Origin of the sequence: Providencia sp., from assembly GCF_052096715.1 — a bacterium.
GTDB lineage: Bacteria > Pseudomonadota > Gammaproteobacteria > Enterobacterales > Enterobacteriaceae > Providencia.
The window spans coordinates 80,458-95,797 of the sequence record NZ_JBQDNB010000003.1; the positions used below are offsets into that span (position 1 = coordinate 80,458).

Annotated in this window: 17 protein-coding genes; 6 read left to right on the forward strand and 11 right to left on the reverse strand. The window is 41.3% G+C overall.

Annotation, left to right across the window (positions count from 1 at the left end; genetic code table 11):
• Positions 1-326 precede the first annotated feature (326 nt).
• Positions 327-764, forward strand: a complete 438-nt coding sequence (locus ACTH6U_RS03480) for a YhbP family protein (RefSeq protein ID WP_294104131.1) — start codon at positions 327-329, stop codon at positions 762-764.
• A gap of 15 nt (positions 765-779) precedes the next feature.
• On the opposite strand, the gene nrdG is transcribed toward ACTH6U_RS03480, so the two are convergent.
• The 5 genes from nrdG to pyrB form a co-directional block, all read right to left on the reverse strand.
• On the reverse strand, positions 780-1,244 hold the full coding sequence (nrdG, locus tag ACTH6U_RS03485; RefSeq protein ID WP_294104130.1) for an anaerobic ribonucleoside-triphosphate reductase-activating protein: 465 nt from the start codon (positions 1,242-1,244) through the stop codon (positions 780-782).
• Between the two features lie 16 nt (positions 1,245-1,260).
• On the reverse strand, positions 1,261-3,399 hold the full coding sequence (gene nrdD / locus ACTH6U_RS03490) for an anaerobic ribonucleoside-triphosphate reductase (RefSeq protein ID WP_441831584.1): 2,139 nt from the start codon (positions 3,397-3,399) through the stop codon (positions 1,261-1,263).
• A gap of 405 nt (positions 3,400-3,804) precedes the next feature.
• The gene (ridA, locus tag ACTH6U_RS03495; protein WP_294104128.1) at positions 3,805-4,191 is read right to left on the reverse strand and encodes a 2-iminobutanoate/2-iminopropanoate deaminase; all 387 of its coding nucleotides are present in this window, start codon (positions 4,189-4,191) and stop codon (positions 3,805-3,807) included.
• Between the two features lie 100 nt (positions 4,192-4,291).
• Positions 4,292-4,756, reverse strand: coding sequence for an aspartate carbamoyltransferase regulatory subunit (pyrI, locus tag ACTH6U_RS03500; protein WP_294104124.1), 465 nt, complete (start codon positions 4,754-4,756; stop codon positions 4,292-4,294).
• Between the two features lie 13 nt (positions 4,757-4,769).
• On the reverse strand, positions 4,770-5,705 hold the full coding sequence (pyrB, locus tag ACTH6U_RS03505) for an aspartate carbamoyltransferase (RefSeq protein WP_336429316.1): 936 nt from the start codon (positions 5,703-5,705) through the stop codon (positions 4,770-4,772).
• A 430-nt stretch (positions 5,706-6,135) separates the two neighbouring features.
• Here pyrB and vapB point away from each other — a divergent pair, with 430 nt between their 5' ends.
• On the forward strand, positions 6,136-6,369 hold the full coding sequence (gene vapB, locus ACTH6U_RS03510; protein ID WP_336429314.1) for a type II toxin-antitoxin system VapB family antitoxin: 234 nt from the start codon (positions 6,136-6,138) through the stop codon (positions 6,367-6,369).
• On the forward strand, positions 6,366-6,797 hold the full coding sequence (locus tag ACTH6U_RS03515; protein WP_441831585.1) for a type II toxin-antitoxin system VapC family toxin: 432 nt from the start codon (positions 6,366-6,368) through the stop codon (positions 6,795-6,797). Before vapB ends, ACTH6U_RS03515 begins: the two co-directional genes overlap by 4 nt.
• A gap of 58 nt (positions 6,798-6,855) precedes the next feature.
• On the opposite strand, the gene phnV is transcribed toward ACTH6U_RS03515, so the two are convergent.
• The 5 genes from phnV to phnR all read right to left on the reverse strand — a co-directional run bounded on the left by phnV (position 6,856) and on the right by phnR (position 11,498).
• Complete coding sequence (phnV, locus tag ACTH6U_RS03520) at positions 6,856-7,653, reverse strand: 2-aminoethylphosphonate ABC transport system, membrane component PhnV (RefSeq protein ID WP_441831586.1); 798 nt, start codon at positions 7,651-7,653, stop codon at positions 6,856-6,858.
• Between the two features lie 2 nt (positions 7,654-7,655).
• Positions 7,656-8,516, reverse strand: a complete 861-nt coding sequence (gene phnU / locus ACTH6U_RS03525; RefSeq protein WP_294104118.1) for a 2-aminoethylphosphonate ABC transporter permease subunit — start codon at positions 8,514-8,516, stop codon at positions 7,656-7,658.
• 1 nt (position 8,517) lies between these two features.
• Positions 8,518-9,627 (reverse strand): 2-aminoethylphosphonate ABC transport system ATP-binding subunit PhnT, encoded by a 1,110-nt coding sequence (phnT, locus tag ACTH6U_RS03530; RefSeq protein WP_441831587.1) that lies wholly within the window; start codon positions 9,625-9,627, stop codon positions 8,518-8,520.
• A gap of 6 nt (positions 9,628-9,633) precedes the next feature.
• Positions 9,634-10,647 carry a 2-aminoethylphosphonate ABC transporter substrate-binding protein gene (gene phnS / locus ACTH6U_RS03535; RefSeq protein WP_441831588.1) on the reverse strand — a complete coding sequence of 338 codons (1,014 nt, stop codon included), beginning with the start codon at positions 10,645-10,647 and terminating at the stop codon, positions 9,634-9,636.
• A gap of 131 nt (positions 10,648-10,778) precedes the next feature.
• Positions 10,779-11,498: a phosphonate utilization transcriptional regulator PhnR gene (gene phnR / locus ACTH6U_RS03540; RefSeq protein WP_294104114.1), complete on the reverse strand. Its 720-nt coding sequence runs from the start codon at positions 11,496-11,498 to the stop codon at positions 10,779-10,781.
• A gap of 141 nt (positions 11,499-11,639) precedes the next feature.
• Between phnR and phnW the strand changes: the two genes are divergently transcribed.
• The gene (gene phnW / locus ACTH6U_RS03545) at positions 11,640-12,755 is read left to right on the forward strand and encodes a 2-aminoethylphosphonate--pyruvate transaminase (protein WP_441831589.1); all 1,116 of its coding nucleotides are present in this window, start codon (positions 11,640-11,642) and stop codon (positions 12,753-12,755) included.
• Positions 12,752-13,561 carry a phosphonoacetaldehyde hydrolase gene (gene phnX / locus ACTH6U_RS03550; protein ID WP_294104112.1) on the forward strand — a complete coding sequence of 270 codons (810 nt, stop codon included), beginning with the start codon at positions 12,752-12,754 and terminating at the stop codon, positions 13,559-13,561. The genes phnW and phnX overlap by 4 nt, the downstream gene beginning before the upstream one ends.
• 117 nt (positions 13,562-13,678) lie before the next feature.
• Here phnX and argF read toward each other — a convergent pair whose 3' ends face one another.
• Entirely contained in the window at positions 13,679-14,704 is a 1,026-nt protein-coding gene (gene argF / locus ACTH6U_RS03555; RefSeq protein WP_441828929.1) for an ornithine carbamoyltransferase, read from the reverse strand.
• A 161-nt stretch (positions 14,705-14,865) separates the two neighbouring features.
• Here argF and rraB point away from each other — a divergent pair, with 161 nt between their 5' ends.
• A complete protein-coding gene (gene rraB / locus ACTH6U_RS03560) occupies positions 14,866-15,285 on the forward strand; it encodes a ribonuclease E inhibitor RraB (protein ID WP_294104108.1) in 420 nt (139 codons plus the stop codon).
• Positions 15,286-15,340: the final 55 nt, after the last annotated feature.

A 15,340-nucleotide genomic window follows, 5' to 3' on the forward strand; every position in this document is an offset into this window, starting at 1 on the left:
CTCCTAGCGTCTCGTTCACTTGCCGCCTAGCTACAACTCGAATTATTTAGAGTAAATCTGTTACTCGTCATACTTCGAGCCGTAGCGTTGTTGGCCGCGTTCATTCGCACTAGTCACATACTTGTGTATGCTCCTAGCGTCTCGTTCACTTGCCGCCTAGCTACAACTCGAATTATTTAGAGTAATACTCAAATTATTCTGAGTAAAAATTTTAAGTATTTAGAGTATAGTAATAGCGAATTTACGCCTACGTTCAGAACAGTTTAAGCAAGCTTAAGGGGAATCTCCCAAAAGCTTGTTCTGAACGGGTTAATCAGGAAAACGCTATGACGCCAGAACAATCTCTAAAACATATTCAGCGCTATTTTTCCCGCCAACACGTCTTTTCTTTATTTACTTATCATGAATATGATATCTGGCCTGCCAGTTGTTATTATGCATTTGATGCGCAAGTGATGAGCTTAATTCTAATGACTGACCCAAATTCGACCCATGGAAAATTGATGCTAGCTAACCCGCAAGTTGCAGGTACAGTTTCGGCACAAACTAAAGAGGTGAGTAAAATTCAGGGTGTTCAATTCACAGGAAGCATTGAAGTACTTGACGGTGTTGTTGAACAACAGGCTAGAGCGGCTTATTGCCAGCGCTTTCCTATCGCATTGACAGCGAAACTACCCGTTTGGCAGCTTTGCTTACAAAAGGTTAAAATGGTCGATAATAAATTAGGTTTTGGTACTAAGCTCCTCTGGGAGAGAGAAGCTTAATTATGTATCAATGAGTTAACGTAGTTTATGGATCACTTGATTGCTGCTTCCACGCCAGACCAAAGAAGGGTTATATAAATCCTGTTCAAACTTGCCATCAATGAGTGTGTTGATGAGTCGAGCCACTTTTTGTTGCTCTAACGTCAATTCATTCAATTCATAACCTGTCCACAGCCAAATGTCTTTATCGGGACAAACTGTTTTTACCCGTTTAATTAATTTCAGTATCGCCGGTAGATTAGCAGGATGCAGAGGATCGCCGCCTGAAAGGGACAGGCCTTGTCGGCGGATCCGCGTATCTTGTAAATCTTGAATTATCCTATCTTCCATTTCTTGCGTGAATGGAATGCCTGAATCTACCCGCCATGTGCTTTTATTATAACAACCTCGGCATTGGTGAACGCACCCTGAAACAAACAGGGTGCAACGTGTACCGGGGCCATTAACGACATCAACGGGATAATATTGATGGTAATTCATGTTATTAACCTAATATTTACCCAAGTTGCCCATTACCTAAGTGCTTAATTCGACGTTTTACTTCTTCTTGTTTTCCTGCATTAAATGGCCTTGCATCCGGGCTGCCTAAATAACCGCAGACGCGGCGAATTACAGAAACTCGCGTTGTATCATGATTGCCACAGGCAGGGCAGGTAAACCCTTTGCTGGTACAGGAAAATTCGCCTGAAAAACCGCATTCATAACATTCATCAATAGGTGTGTTGGTACCATAGTAAGGAACGTGCTGATAGCTGTAATCCCAAACATCTTCAAGGGCTTTAACGTTATGTTGTAAGTTTGGATATTCGCCATAGCAGATGAATCCCCCATTTGCGAGAGGTGGATAAGGCGATTCAAAATCAATTTTATCGTAAGGATTAACTTGTTTTTCAACATCCAAATGGAAGCTATTGGTGTAATAACCTTTATCTGTTACGCCCGGGATCACACCAAATTCGGCAGTATCAATGCGGCAAAAGCGATCGCATAAATTCTCACTTGGTGTGCTGTATAAACTAAAACCATAGCCAGTTTCTTCTTTCCACTTATCAGTAGCTTGGCGTAGTCGATCAACAATGGCGACGGCTTTTTCTCTGAGTTTTTCACTGTCATAGACGTGAGTTTGGTTGCCAAATAGTGCATTAATTGTTTCGTGTAAGCCAATGTAGCCCAGCGAAATAGAGGCGCGACCATTTTTAAAGATCTCTGCGATATTATCATCCGCTTTTAATCTTACGCCACAAGCACCTTCCATGTAGAGGATTGGGGCGACACGGGCTTTGACATTTTCGAGGCGCGCAATACGGGTCATTAAGGCTTTTTTCGCAATAGATAGACGCTCTTCGAGCAATATCCAAAATGCATCTTCATTGCCTTGCGCTTCAATAGCAATACGTGGCAAGTTAAGGCTGATGACGCCGATATTGTTGCGTCCATCATGGATTTGCTGGCCATCTTCTTCATAGACGCCTAAGAAGCTGCGGCAACCCATTGGGGTTTTAAATGAGCCAGTGACTTCAACAACTTTGTCATAGTTAAGAATATCGGGGTACATGCGTTTGCTAGCGCACTCAAGAGCGAGTTGTTTGATATCATAGCTCGGGTCGCCAAGCTGGTGGTTTAAGCCTTTTTTAATGGCAAACACCAGTTTTGGGAACACCGCTGTTTTACGATTTTTGCCAAGACCTGCAATCCGATTTTTCAAAATAGATTGTTGAATGAGGCGTGCTTCTTTTGAAGTCCCCAAGCCAAAACCAAAGGTGACAAATGGCGTTTGTCCATTAGCGGTATGTAAGGTATTAACTTCATATTCTAAAGATTGGAAAGCATCGTAACACTCTTTTTCAGTACGACTTTGTGCATAGCCTTCGGCATCCGCAATATTCCATTCTTTGGCGACTTTAAGATGTTTGTCATAACTTGTTTTGACATAAGGCGCTAAAATTTCGTCAATACGGTTAATCGTTGTACCGCCATAAATATGGCTAGCAACTTGAGCAATAATCTGTGCGGTTACTGCGGTTGCAGTTGAAATTGATTTAGGGTGTTCAATTTCTGCATTTCCCATTTTAAAACCATTAGTTAACATGCCTTCAAGGTCGATTAACATACAGTTGAACATTGGGAAAAATGGCGCGTAATCAAGGTCGTGATAGTGAATTTCACCGCGTTCATGGGCTTGAACGATGTCGCGTGGCAAAATATGTTGTTTGGCATAATGTTTAGCTACAATGCCAGCCAGTAGGTCGCGCTGAGTGGGGATAACTTTGCTGTCTTTATTGGCATTTTCATTGAGTAAAGAAACATTGCTTTGTTCAATGAGGCCGCGGATATCATGCGTGAGCTGGCTGCGCTTTTCGCGTTCGCTATCTCTATCGTGACGATATTCAATATAGGCGCGAGCCAAGTCCTTATAAGGGCCTGCCATGAGTTGGTTTTCTACCGCATCTTGAATTTCGCGAATATCGACTTTGTCACGGTTGCACAGTTGTTCCGTTACAACGGAGGCAACCTGAAGACAGTAATCGTCATCCTTAACATTCGCCGCAGCGGCAGCGCGCTTGACGGCTTCTTGAATTCTCGGAAGGCCAAAGCTGACCTGACAACCATCTCTTTTAATAACAACCGTTCCCACTTTAAAGCTCCTTCTTTAGTTATCCACAGATAAACAGTGTTATCTATTATTCATAGTTGTGTGAGTCAATCTGTGGATAAAATGTGAATAAACACTACATATTGTGTCTTGTGTTGTAATTAAAGCACAATATATAGGTTATTGCTTTTTTTTAGATGACGCTAGTTTGATTTAAAACAAGGAAAAAAATAATTTGTATGAATATCAAAAGCGCAGAGATAAAAATAAAAAAAGGATTATTCGCGTTTTTTTGTTTGCAATGAATGAGAATAATTGCTAATTGGCGATGAGGAGTAAAAGGCGGATAAATAAAAAGAGACTGCCTTCTAATAGCGCATTGCTATCAATAGAAGGCAGTGACTACATTCAATTCACTAGTTTGATAGTTTTATTAATTGTTAGTCATTATTTACGAACTGCAATAGCTTCGATTTCGATTTTGACATCTTTTGGAAGGCGAGCTACTTCAACACATGAACGCGCAGGGAATGGTGCATTATGTTGTTTGAAGAATTCTTCATAAGTCGCATTAACAGTAGCGAAATCATTCAAATCTTTCACAAATACCGTTGTTTTCACGATATCAGAGGCTTTTAAGCCTGCTTTTTCTAAAATTGCTTTTACGTTATCGAGTGATTGACGAGTTTGCGCAGCAATATCTTCAGGTACTTCGCCGGTTTTTGGATTAACAGGGATTTGACCTGAAGTGATAACCATACTGCCTAAATCAACACCTTGTACATAAGGACCGATAGCGGCTGGTGCGTTTTCTGTATTAATTTCGTATGACATAACTACTCCGTTTAATCGAGGAAACAACTTTACGAGCTATTGACTGTTAGTATAAGCGCTGATAGCGCCCATACAAAGCAACAGTTTACGCTTAAATTGTTTACTGATTATTGATCACTGCATCTCTATCGAATTCTTTTTCGCAGAATCGACAGGTAAGTGCGACTTCTTTATCAATTTTCTTAACGCGAAAACTGCTAGAAACGGGTTCATTATGGCTGATGCAGTTACTATTTGGGCACACCAACACATTATCAATATGCTCAGGTAATGTGAGCTCTAGTTTTTCAACAACTTGATAATCTTCGATACGATTTACGGTAGCTTCCGGTGCGTACATCGCTAATTGGTTGGCTTGTTCAGGAGTCAAAAAAGTATTCTCAATTTTAATTATATCTTTTTTGCCTAAATTACTTGAGGGTAAATTCAATCCAATAGTAATACGTTCATCAGTTTTGGTCAGCTTAAACAGTTTTAGCAGTTTGAAACCAATTTGAGCGGGAATATGGTCGATGACAGTACCGTGGCTGATGGCTTCAACTTGTAATTTATGATCGTGAGTCATGATTATTTTCTCCTCAGATGGCCAATTCTTTATTTAACACCAGTGACAACAATGCTTGTCGCGCATAAATCCCATTTCCTGCTTGTTGGAAATAGTAGGCGTAAGGAGTGCTATCAACGTCGACGGTAATTTCATCGATACGAGGTAATGGGTGTAAAACTTTTAAATTCGGTTTGGCAGAATGCAGGTCTTCGGCGCGTAAAATAAACTGTGCTTTGACATTGGCATACTCAGATGGATCTAGGCGCTCTTTTTGTACGCGAGTCATATAAAGGATATCGAGTTCAGGCATAACTTCATCGATGTTGCTATGTAGGCTATAAGTTGCGCCTTTTTCTTCAAGGATATTCAAAATATGATTTGGCATCGCCAGTACTTCAGGGGCGATAAAATAAAAGTGATTGCCTTTAAATTTGGAGAGCGCTTGAGTGAGTGAATGTACGGTTCTGCCATATTTAAGGTCACCCACCATTGCCACTTGTAGATTTTCTAAACGGCCTTGGGTTTCTTGAATGGTAAACAAGTCGAGTAAAGTTTGTGTTGGATGCTGGTTAGAGCCATCTCCGGCATTAATGACGGGGATCTGCCCTGCAAATTGACTTGCTAGACGTGCGGCACCTTCTTGAGGGTGGCGCATGACTATCGCATCAACATATTGGCTGATGACCGAGATAGTGTCTGCTAAGGTTTCCCCTTTCTTACCTAGCGATGTATTGGTGCTGTCAGAAAAACCGACCACAGATGCGCCAAGGCGATGAATTGCAGTTTCAAAAGACAAACGAGTTCTAGTCGAGGCTTCAAAGAAACAACTAGCAATAACTTTATGCTTAAGAAACTCGGGTTGTGGTTGTTTTTTTAGTGCGGCAGCAACTTTAAGCACTAGCTCTAGATCAGAGCGATCGAGATCGTTAATAGAAATTATGTCGCGAAGGTATAGAGGGTTCGGCATCGTTATTCTCCTGTGTCAGCAAGACGCGTTAGGGGATAGGCCAAAAAAAAGCCCCTCAATGAGGGGCTTTTTTTCAAATACGGAGGGGAAAAACTGGCTGTCCAGACCGCTCGAAGGCAGTGCGGTGGAGGTATTCTGAGTCAATAATAGAATAGCAGCGTTCATGGTTTCTCCCGACAAATTGTGGCGAATTATACGCATCTCTTTGTTTGACGCAAGCGTTTGCATAAAGAAAAATGAATTTTTTTTCATTTTGCAATTTGGTTGATATTTAATCTAAAAAGATAAAACCGAAAAATCATAGAGATGATTACGGTTGAAGAAGAAAATGGTAAGTTCAGTGATTAGCTGTCTATTTGACATATGTTGACATATGCTAATTGGTGCATATACTTAACATATGTTAGAGCTGATTCAAAGGAGGTACCTGATGAGGACAAAAACAGTTTCTATATTTAGAAACGGTAATAATCGAGCCATCCGTTTACCTAAAGATTTCGATTTTGAGGGTGTAAATGAGTTAGAAATTAGTCGTGAAGGGGACAGTATTATTTTACGACCTGTAAAACCTAATTGGTTGTCATTTACTGATGAAGGTAAAGCAGATAGTGACTTTTTACTTGATAGGGAAGATGTTATCGAAGATGGACGGGTGATTTTGTGAAAAGAATTTATATGCTTGATACAAATATTTGCTCATTCATTATGAGAGAGCAACCAATATATTTACTTGAAAAACTACAAGATTGTGTAATGAAACGATATTCAATTGTCGTTTCAGCAATCACATACTCAGAAATGCGTTTTGGGGCGGTTGGCAAAAAAGCATCTGCTAAGCACAATGTATTAGTGGATGCTTTTTGTGAGCGCCTCGATGCTATCTTACCTTGGGATAAGGCTGCAATTGATGCGACCACAACAATTAAAAAGATGCTATCAGATATAGGTACACCGATCGGCAACAATGATACTGCAATTGCAGGTCATGCAATTTCATCTAACTCAATTTTGGTGACAAATAATACGCGTGAATTTTCACGGGTATCTGGGCTTAAATTAGAAGATTGGACGAAATCATCATCGTCAGTTTGAAATTTGTTAAAATTACAAAGCCCATTCAGGGCTTTGCATGATAATTTGTATTCAATAATTATTTTTGCCCCAGCCGCTTAGCCACTCTTTCGAGTAACCTCATTAGAATCAATGTTATCACCACTAATACTATTGTTAATGCAGAGCCATCAGCGATATTTCCTCTGTCGGTTAGGCTAAAAATAGACACAGGTAACGTTGCCCAACCCGGAGGATATAACATCATGGTCGCCCCCAATTCGCCTAATGAAAGGGAAAGGCTGAGTGCAAGCGCTGAAATTATCCAAGGCATCAATAATGGTAGCGTGACATGGAATAATCGATACCCTGGAGAGGCGCCTAAACTGAAGGCAACATTTTCGATATCAGGTGAAATTTGGGTTAAACCAGTCGAGACATTGCTAAAGGTGAATGCTGAAATTAAGACAAAGTGGGCAGAAAAAATAATCCAAAATGTCCCATTCATTTGCAAGTAACCTTGACTGAAAGCCACGAGGGTTCCAAGACCAATGGAAACTGATGGAATAGCACTGGGTAAATAGAACATGATACTGAGATATTTTTGTAATCTACCACTATAGTGCCGTAACGCTAATGCCGCCCATAAACCGCATACCAAAGCGAACAAGCTCGCACTGAACCCAATAATTAAACTGGATAATATGGCGTCCCAAGCGGAACCACTAAATGCATTGATGAAATGAGAAATGGTAAAACCTGATGGTAAAATACCATTCCATTGCTTAGTTAAGCTGGACAGTAAGATCATACCCAGCGGCAATAAAAATAGTAATGAAAATAGAGCGATGGCGATAATGCTCGCTGTAATTCGCCCTTTTTTAGACCAAATAAGCATACTTACCCCTTTGCACTGAGGCGAGTTGTCGCCACTCGGTATAAGAAAAACAATCCTAATGAGATAAGTATATTTATCAGCGCTATCATACAGGCCACAGTGTAATCAGATTCAAGAATCGCTTTACTGTAGACCATCATAGGTAGTGTATTCACACCTTTGGCACCGATGAACAATACGATGCCAAACTCATTCGTTGTAAGTAATAAACATAAACTTCCACCAGCTAATAAGGCGGGAAGCGCGGCAGGAAAAATAATTTGTCTGATAACACGAGCAGGATGAGCACCTAAAATACTTGCTGCCTCTAGTTGGCTTTTATCTATTTGTCTTAATGCTGCCATCAAAGGGCGCATAACAAGTGGTGTGAATACAGTGATTTCAGCCAAAATAACGCCGTTGATTGAATATAAAAAATCAATGGGAGGGAGTTCAATATTAAAAACGGCCATCAATGACCCATTTAATAAACCTGCGGAGCCATAAATAAAGGTAAAAGCGAGTGTAATCAAAAAAGTGGGTAATGCGATGAAAGTATCAATAACTTGAGTGATTAAACGGCTGCCAGGAAAAGGAATAAACACTAATATTATCGCGAATAGACTACCTACCATTAAGCAGCCCAGTGTCGCGAAAAAAGCAATTTGCAGCGTATTCCATAATCCATTGATAAATCGACGTGATTCAATCACTTGCCAAAAGGTTTCCAATCCCCAATGCCCTGATTGTGTTTGTATGGCTTGTTCCGCTATCAGTAAAAGTGGATAGAAAAATAACGTGGCTAATACCAATAATGGCGGTAGCAACCAGTAAATAGGTCTTAGCTTAATAAAGGGTTGCTTGAATGCACTAATGTGAGACATATCAATCCTCAATTAAAATGGTATTGGTTGGTGAAAACCACAGCGTGAGTTTATCCCCTACCCGTGGTGCAGAGGATAAATGCGTCACGGCGACCGTCACGCTTTCACCTGAAACATCACAGACAAGATGGGTTAAATCCCCTTGCCATCGAATAGCACATAAAGTGGCATGTAATTGATTCGAAGTATCATTTCTTGGTGTGAGACTAATGTGCTGAGGTCGTAGGCACACCCATTTATGTGTTCCTGTACGCATTGTGGTGGCTTGAGCTTCAATCAATGAACCACCACAACTCACATTGATTTGGTTTGGTATTGTTGATAAACCCAAAACCGTCGCGGATAAAATATTTGCACGACCTAAGAATTCCGCAGCGAAGCGATTTGGGGGTTGATGATAAAGCGCCTCTTTCTCACCATGAGCCACTAAATATCCATCTTTCATGATGCCAATTTTATCGCCAAGTGCGAGGGCTTCAGTTTGATCATGTGTGACATAGAGAATCGTTAATTCAGGGAGTTCGCGATGCAAACGTGCAATTTCTTCAACCATATTATGGCGAATTTGCGCATCTAAAGCTGAAAGTGGCTCATCGAGCAATAACACTCGAGGTCGCACGGCAATGGCGCGAGCAATAGCGATTCGTTGTTGTTGACCTCCAGACAGTTGGTGCGGATAACGTGTTGCATAATCGCTCATGCCGACAATGTTTAAGGCTTCAACTACGCGCTCAGTGATTAATGTTTTTGGCTGTTTTTGAGCGCGCAGACCAAATGCGACATTCTCTTCCACTTTCATATGGGGAAAGAGCGCATAGTTTTGCACAACCATACCCAGCCCCCTCTGGAAAGGGGGAAGGTTAGTAATATCCTTATTGCCAATTAAAATTCGGCCACTGTCGGGTTGTGCAAAACCGGCAATAGCGCGTAATACTGTCGTTTTACCTGAACCTGAAGGGCCGATCAGCGCTAATATCTCACCCGGTTCAATCGTTAGCGATAAAGGTTTCAGTACCACATTGTGATGGTAGGAAACCCGTAACGACTCTAATGTGATCCCCGAATGTTCGGCTATTTTCAACGGGGTGCTTAATGTCCTTTTCATCAACATAGAAAATTACTCGCTCTCAGTTACTTGGTGCCAACGAGAAATATCTGCTGATAACGATAATTCAACTTGATCCCAGTTAGGATGCCATGTTGTTACCCCTTTCATTGTATTGATGGCGGTACGGTATTGTTCGTCATTAGGGGTGATATCGGAACGTACAGGTAGCCCCCATGAAAGTTCACTCACACGGCTTTGAGATTGCTTATTGAGTAGGAAATTAATTAGCTTTTTGCCATTTTCGGTTTCGGGCCCTTGGTTGACAAGGCTGACAACATAAGGGAGATCAAGCGCGCTGCGTTGGCCTTTTTCATCTGCGGGCCAGAAAATCTTGATGTTAGGATTACGTGCCATTTGTGACAAATTCATTTGTAAGTCGCCGTTTGCCACGTAAATCTCACCTTTATTCACTAACGCAGTTAATTTCCCCGTTGAAGCTGATGGACCCACATTGTTAGCTTGAAGTTTGCCGAGATAATCAAACCCCGCATCTTTGCTCGCAAAGCTGTGGAAGACTTGTAGCATGACAGCTGTACCATCACCTGCTTGTCCCGGCGTAGAGTACTGCAATTTATTTTTAAAGCGCTTGTCGAGCAAATCTGCCCAGTTTGCTGGTGGGGTTTTTAGCAGTTTGGCATTATAAATAAAGGTGAGGTAATTATTGACCAGCGGGGTGTAGTAAGGGGTTGAGTTAGGAATAACAGCGGCAGCTTCTGGCGTAAATTGTGCTAGTAATTGTGTTTTAGCGGCTCGTTGAATAAAGGGTGAAACTGAAATTAAAACATCGGCTTGTGGATTTGTTCGCTCTTTCGCTAGGCGTTCAACAATCGCCCCCGAACCACTTTCCACATACTGTACTTTAATGCCAGTTTGTTGGGTAAACGCAGCAAATTGATTTTGATACCAACTATTATTGCCATCATGTAGCCCGTCGGAAGAGTAAACAGTAACCACAGGAGCAGCCAAAGCCGAAGTAGAACAAAAAGCAGCCATCAGTAAGCAAGTTAGGTAGGAATGTTTCATCGTTGTCTCCAATTAGCGGTAAAGGTAATCTGGTATATACCAGTTGTTTTCTACGCTAATGAACTAATGTGACAAAAAGATGAAACAGAATTATTAATTTAAAAATTATCTTGCTTAAAATAGTCGATCAACTAAAGCGTATCGACCTCAATTCGTAGGCTATCATGACGCCAATATTCGACATCATAGTCTAGAATTCGCCCATGTTGATCGTAGTTCAATCGTTGTAATAACAAGGCTGGGCGACCAACGGTAACGCCTAAAGCATTCGCGGCTTGAGGGGGCATCGCTGTAGGATAAAAAGATAAATGCATACTGGTGTATATCAAACCAAAATGTGTTTCATAAACTTCGGTTAAGCTGCCGTTAAGATCATGGCGTAGTAATTCAGGTACGCGGGCGGGTAAACAATGATTTTCGCAATAACACACTGCACGGTTATCCGCAAAACGGACGCGTGTGAGTAAATAAATTTGTTCAAAGGGTTGTAATTGTAGCGGTACCATTGCATCGGTAGGGACGGTTGCAACTCGACCATCAAGTAAGGTCGTTTTCGGTAATCGACCCTGCTCAAGACACAGTTTATGAAAATTGGTATTTTGAGTTGGATTTAACCACAACCGCTCAGGTGTAACGAACCAGCCGCGTCTTTCTGAGCGATAGATTGCTCCACTAGATTCTAATTGTGCCAAACTTTCGCGAATAGTGACTCTAGTGGTATTGAAAATAGTACAGAGTTCCCGTTCTGACGGTAATTTATCACCACTTTTTAGCGCCCCGTTTTGAATTCTTGCCTGTAGCTGCGCTTTGATTAGTAAGTATTGAGGCATCTCATCTGCGGATAGTTTCATAGATTCTCACAATTATTTTTTCTTGCCCATTATACATAGTTATATGAATTTTTTGTTGCATGGCTATTTTTCCTTTGACCTTTTAGTCAGCCTACCATCATTATAAGAGCAATCTGGTATAGACCAATGGTGGGTTTTTTAATGACAGTCAGTAACTATTTGCTTTTAACACCTGGGCCGCTCACAACTTCAAACACGGTTAAGCAGGCGATGTTGTTTGATAGTTGTACATGGGACGATGATTATAACCTCGATGTGGTGCAATCCATTCGTCAGCAGCTTGTTTCCCTTGCAACAACACAAACAGGTTATTCATCCGTCTTATTACAAGGCAGCGGCAGCTATGCGGTGGAAGCCGTTTTAGGCGGAGCCATCGGTTCACAAGATAAAATATTGATTATTAGCAATGGTGCCTATGGTGCGCGGATGGTTGAAATGGCGCAGCGTATGGGACTTCAACATACAGTATATGCATGTGATGAGGTCATGTTACCGGATATCGAAAAAATTGAGCAACGGTTACAGCAGGATAGCCAAATTACCCATATTGCGATGGTGCACTGTGAAACAACAACGGGGATCCTCAATCCAATTGAGAAAGTAGCGAGGCTAGCTCTGCGTTATCACAAATGTTACATCGTGGATGCGATGAGTAGTTTTGGTGGCATTCCAATGGATATCGCCGCGCTGAATATTGATTTTTTGATTAGCTCGGCAAATAAGTGCATTCAAGGGGTGCCTGGATTTGCTTTTGTCATAGCGCGAACAGAAGAGCTCGAAAAATGTGAGGGGCGCTCTCGTTCTTTATCTTTAGATTTGCATGCACAATGGCGCTGCATGGAAGATTTTCAGGGTAAATGGCGTTTTACTTCCCCAACTCATACGGTATTGGCTTTTGCGCAAGCCTTACAGGAATTAGCGCAAGAAGGCGGGATAGCAGCACGTTACCAACGTTACCAACGCAATCAACTCAAATTGGTCGCTGGTATGAAAGCGTTGGGGTTTAACACGTTATTGGAAGATGCTCTACATTCACCAATTATTACTGCTTTCTACTCGCCAAAAACAACAGATTATCAATTTAAAACATTTTATTTACGTTTGAAATCACAAGGTTTTGTTATCTACCCCGGAAAAGTATCTCAGCGTGATTGCTTTCGTATTGGCAATATTGGGGAAGTGTACGAAAACGATATTACCGCGTTATTAATCGCAATCGAAAACGCTATTGACTGGGAAAATAAGGACGAGAAATGAACCGAATTCAGGCTGTTATTCTTGATTGGGCAGGAACCACTGTTGATTTTGGTTCATTTGCCCCGACACAAATTTTTATTGAGGCATTTCATCGCGCATTTGATATTGATATTACGCTGGAACAAGCACGTATACCAATGGGCTTAGGGAAGTGGCAACATATTGAAGCATTAGGAAAGTTACCTGAAATAGATATTTGTTGGCAAAACAAATTTGGCCGTTCGATGAACAATGACGATATTGACGCTATTTATGCTACGTTTATGCCATTGCAAATAGCTAAAGTTGTTGATTTTGCGGCACCTATTTCGGGTGTGATTCAAACTATTGCAGCACTTCGTACTCAGGAAATAAAAATAGGTTCTTGTTCAGGATATCCAAGAGCGGTGATGGAAAAATTAGTGCCTGCCGCAGCGCGACTAGGTTATAGCCCTGATTATTGGGTAGCGAGTGATGATATACCGGCTGGTGGTAGGCCGGGGCCTTGGATGGCGCTACAGAATGTGATTGAGCTTAGTATTGATTCAGTCGCTTCATGTATTAAAGTAGATGATGCTGTGCCGGGGATTGCTGAAGGGCTCAATGCAGGAATGTGGAGTGTTGGAGTTGCGCTATCAGGCAATGAATTTGGTAAAACGTGGGATGAATACCAAACAATGCCCCATGATGCCATTTTAGAACTTCGCCAAAAAGCCACTGCTAAGTTATTTGCCGCAGGTGCTCATTACGTTATTGATACATTAGCTGATTTGCCACAACTTATTGGTGTGATAAATGATCGGTTAGCCAAAGGCGAACGACCATAGATAATGGGCGGCCTAAGTAGGTGTTTTATTAAGGTAAACGCCTACTTGGCCTGAATATTATTACTTTGAATATCATTGTGCTAAATATGCTTGAGCTAAGCATAATTCAACGAAATATTAAAAACTGCCAACAGGTAACTCAGGTGCTAATGTTGCGACCATGACGGCTTTGATAGTATGAAGACGGTTTTCGGCTTGATCAAACACAATACTATAAGGCGATTCAAATACTTCTTCAGTCACTTCTAATCCACCGAACATATTGAATTCTTTTGCTAACTGCGCACCAAGGGTTGTGTCCTCATTGTGAAATGCAGGTAAGCAATGCAAAAATTTCACGTTAGGATTACCGGTGAGTTTGATGACATCCATGTTGACTTGATAAGGCTTTAATAAATTAATACGCTGTGCCCAAACTTCCTTAGGTTCACCCATTGAAACCCATACATCAGTATAAATAAAGTCAGCATCTTTAACGCCTTGCGCGACGTCTTCCGTTAGCGTGATTTTTGCGCCGGTTGTTTTGGCTATTTTTTGACAATCTTCAACCAGTTGCTCTTCTGGCCAACAGCTTTTGGGGGCGACTAAACGTAAGTCCAAGCCTGTGAGGGCTGCGGCTTCTAGCAATGAATTGCCCATGTTATTGCGCGCATCGCCGAGGTAAGCGAATTTAATTTCTGATAATGGTTTATTGGGTTGATGTTCCTGAATGGTAAGCAAGTCGGCTAATAACTGTGTGGGATGGAATTCGTTGGTTAGTCCATTCCATACAGGCACTCCCGAGTGCGTGGCTAAGGTTTCAACATTGTTTTGGCTGAATCCCCGATACTGAATACCGTCATACATCCGTCCAAGTACTCTCGCGGTGTCTTTCATGGTTTCTTTGTGGCCGATTTGGCTACCAGAAGGGCCGAGGTAAGTGACTTTAGCACCTTGGTCGAAAGCACCGACCTCGAAAGCACAGCGAGTACGAGTCGAATCTTTTTCAAAAATGAGGGCGAAATTTTTACCCGTAAGGAGGGGTTGTTCAGTACCGGCTTTTTTTTGTGATTTTAACCAAGCGGATAGTTTTAAAAGTGAATTAATTTCGGTAGATGTAAAATCAAGTAACCTTAAAAAATGCCTACTATATAAGGGATTCATAAATACATGCCTTTTATTATTGAATTAATATTCAATTTATATCCATAAAAATTCAAAATCAACCCCTTATCAAAAAGAAATTATTGTCATGGGTATGGTTTCACTGTCAACCCTATGGGAGAATGGCATAAGACAAGCGATTACGGAATAAGGGGTGTGACATGGTAGATAAAGCTGAACTAGAGGCACAGAACGAAGAAACGCGTTTAATTATTGAAGAGCTGCTCGAAGATGGTAGCGATCCTGATGCGCTGTATGCAATTGAGCATCACTTCTCAGCAGACGATTTTGCTTTACTTGAAAAAGCCGCCGTTGAAGCATTTAAACTCGGTTATGAAGTGACTGATGCAGAAGAGTTAGAAGTTGAAAACGGTATCACATTAATGTGTTGTGATGTTGTTAGTGAATCGCCATTAAAGGCAGAATTGATCGACGCGCAAGTTGACCAACTCATTAAGCTCGCTGAAAAAATGGGCGTTAATTATGATGGTTGGGGCACCTATTTTGAAGATCCAAACGGTGAAGATGATGAAGACGGTGATGATGAAGGTGATGAAGAGCCTGAAGATCGTATTCACTAAGTTTAATTTTCAGTGTTGTTGAATTAAAAAGGATAGCGAAATGCTATCCTTTTTT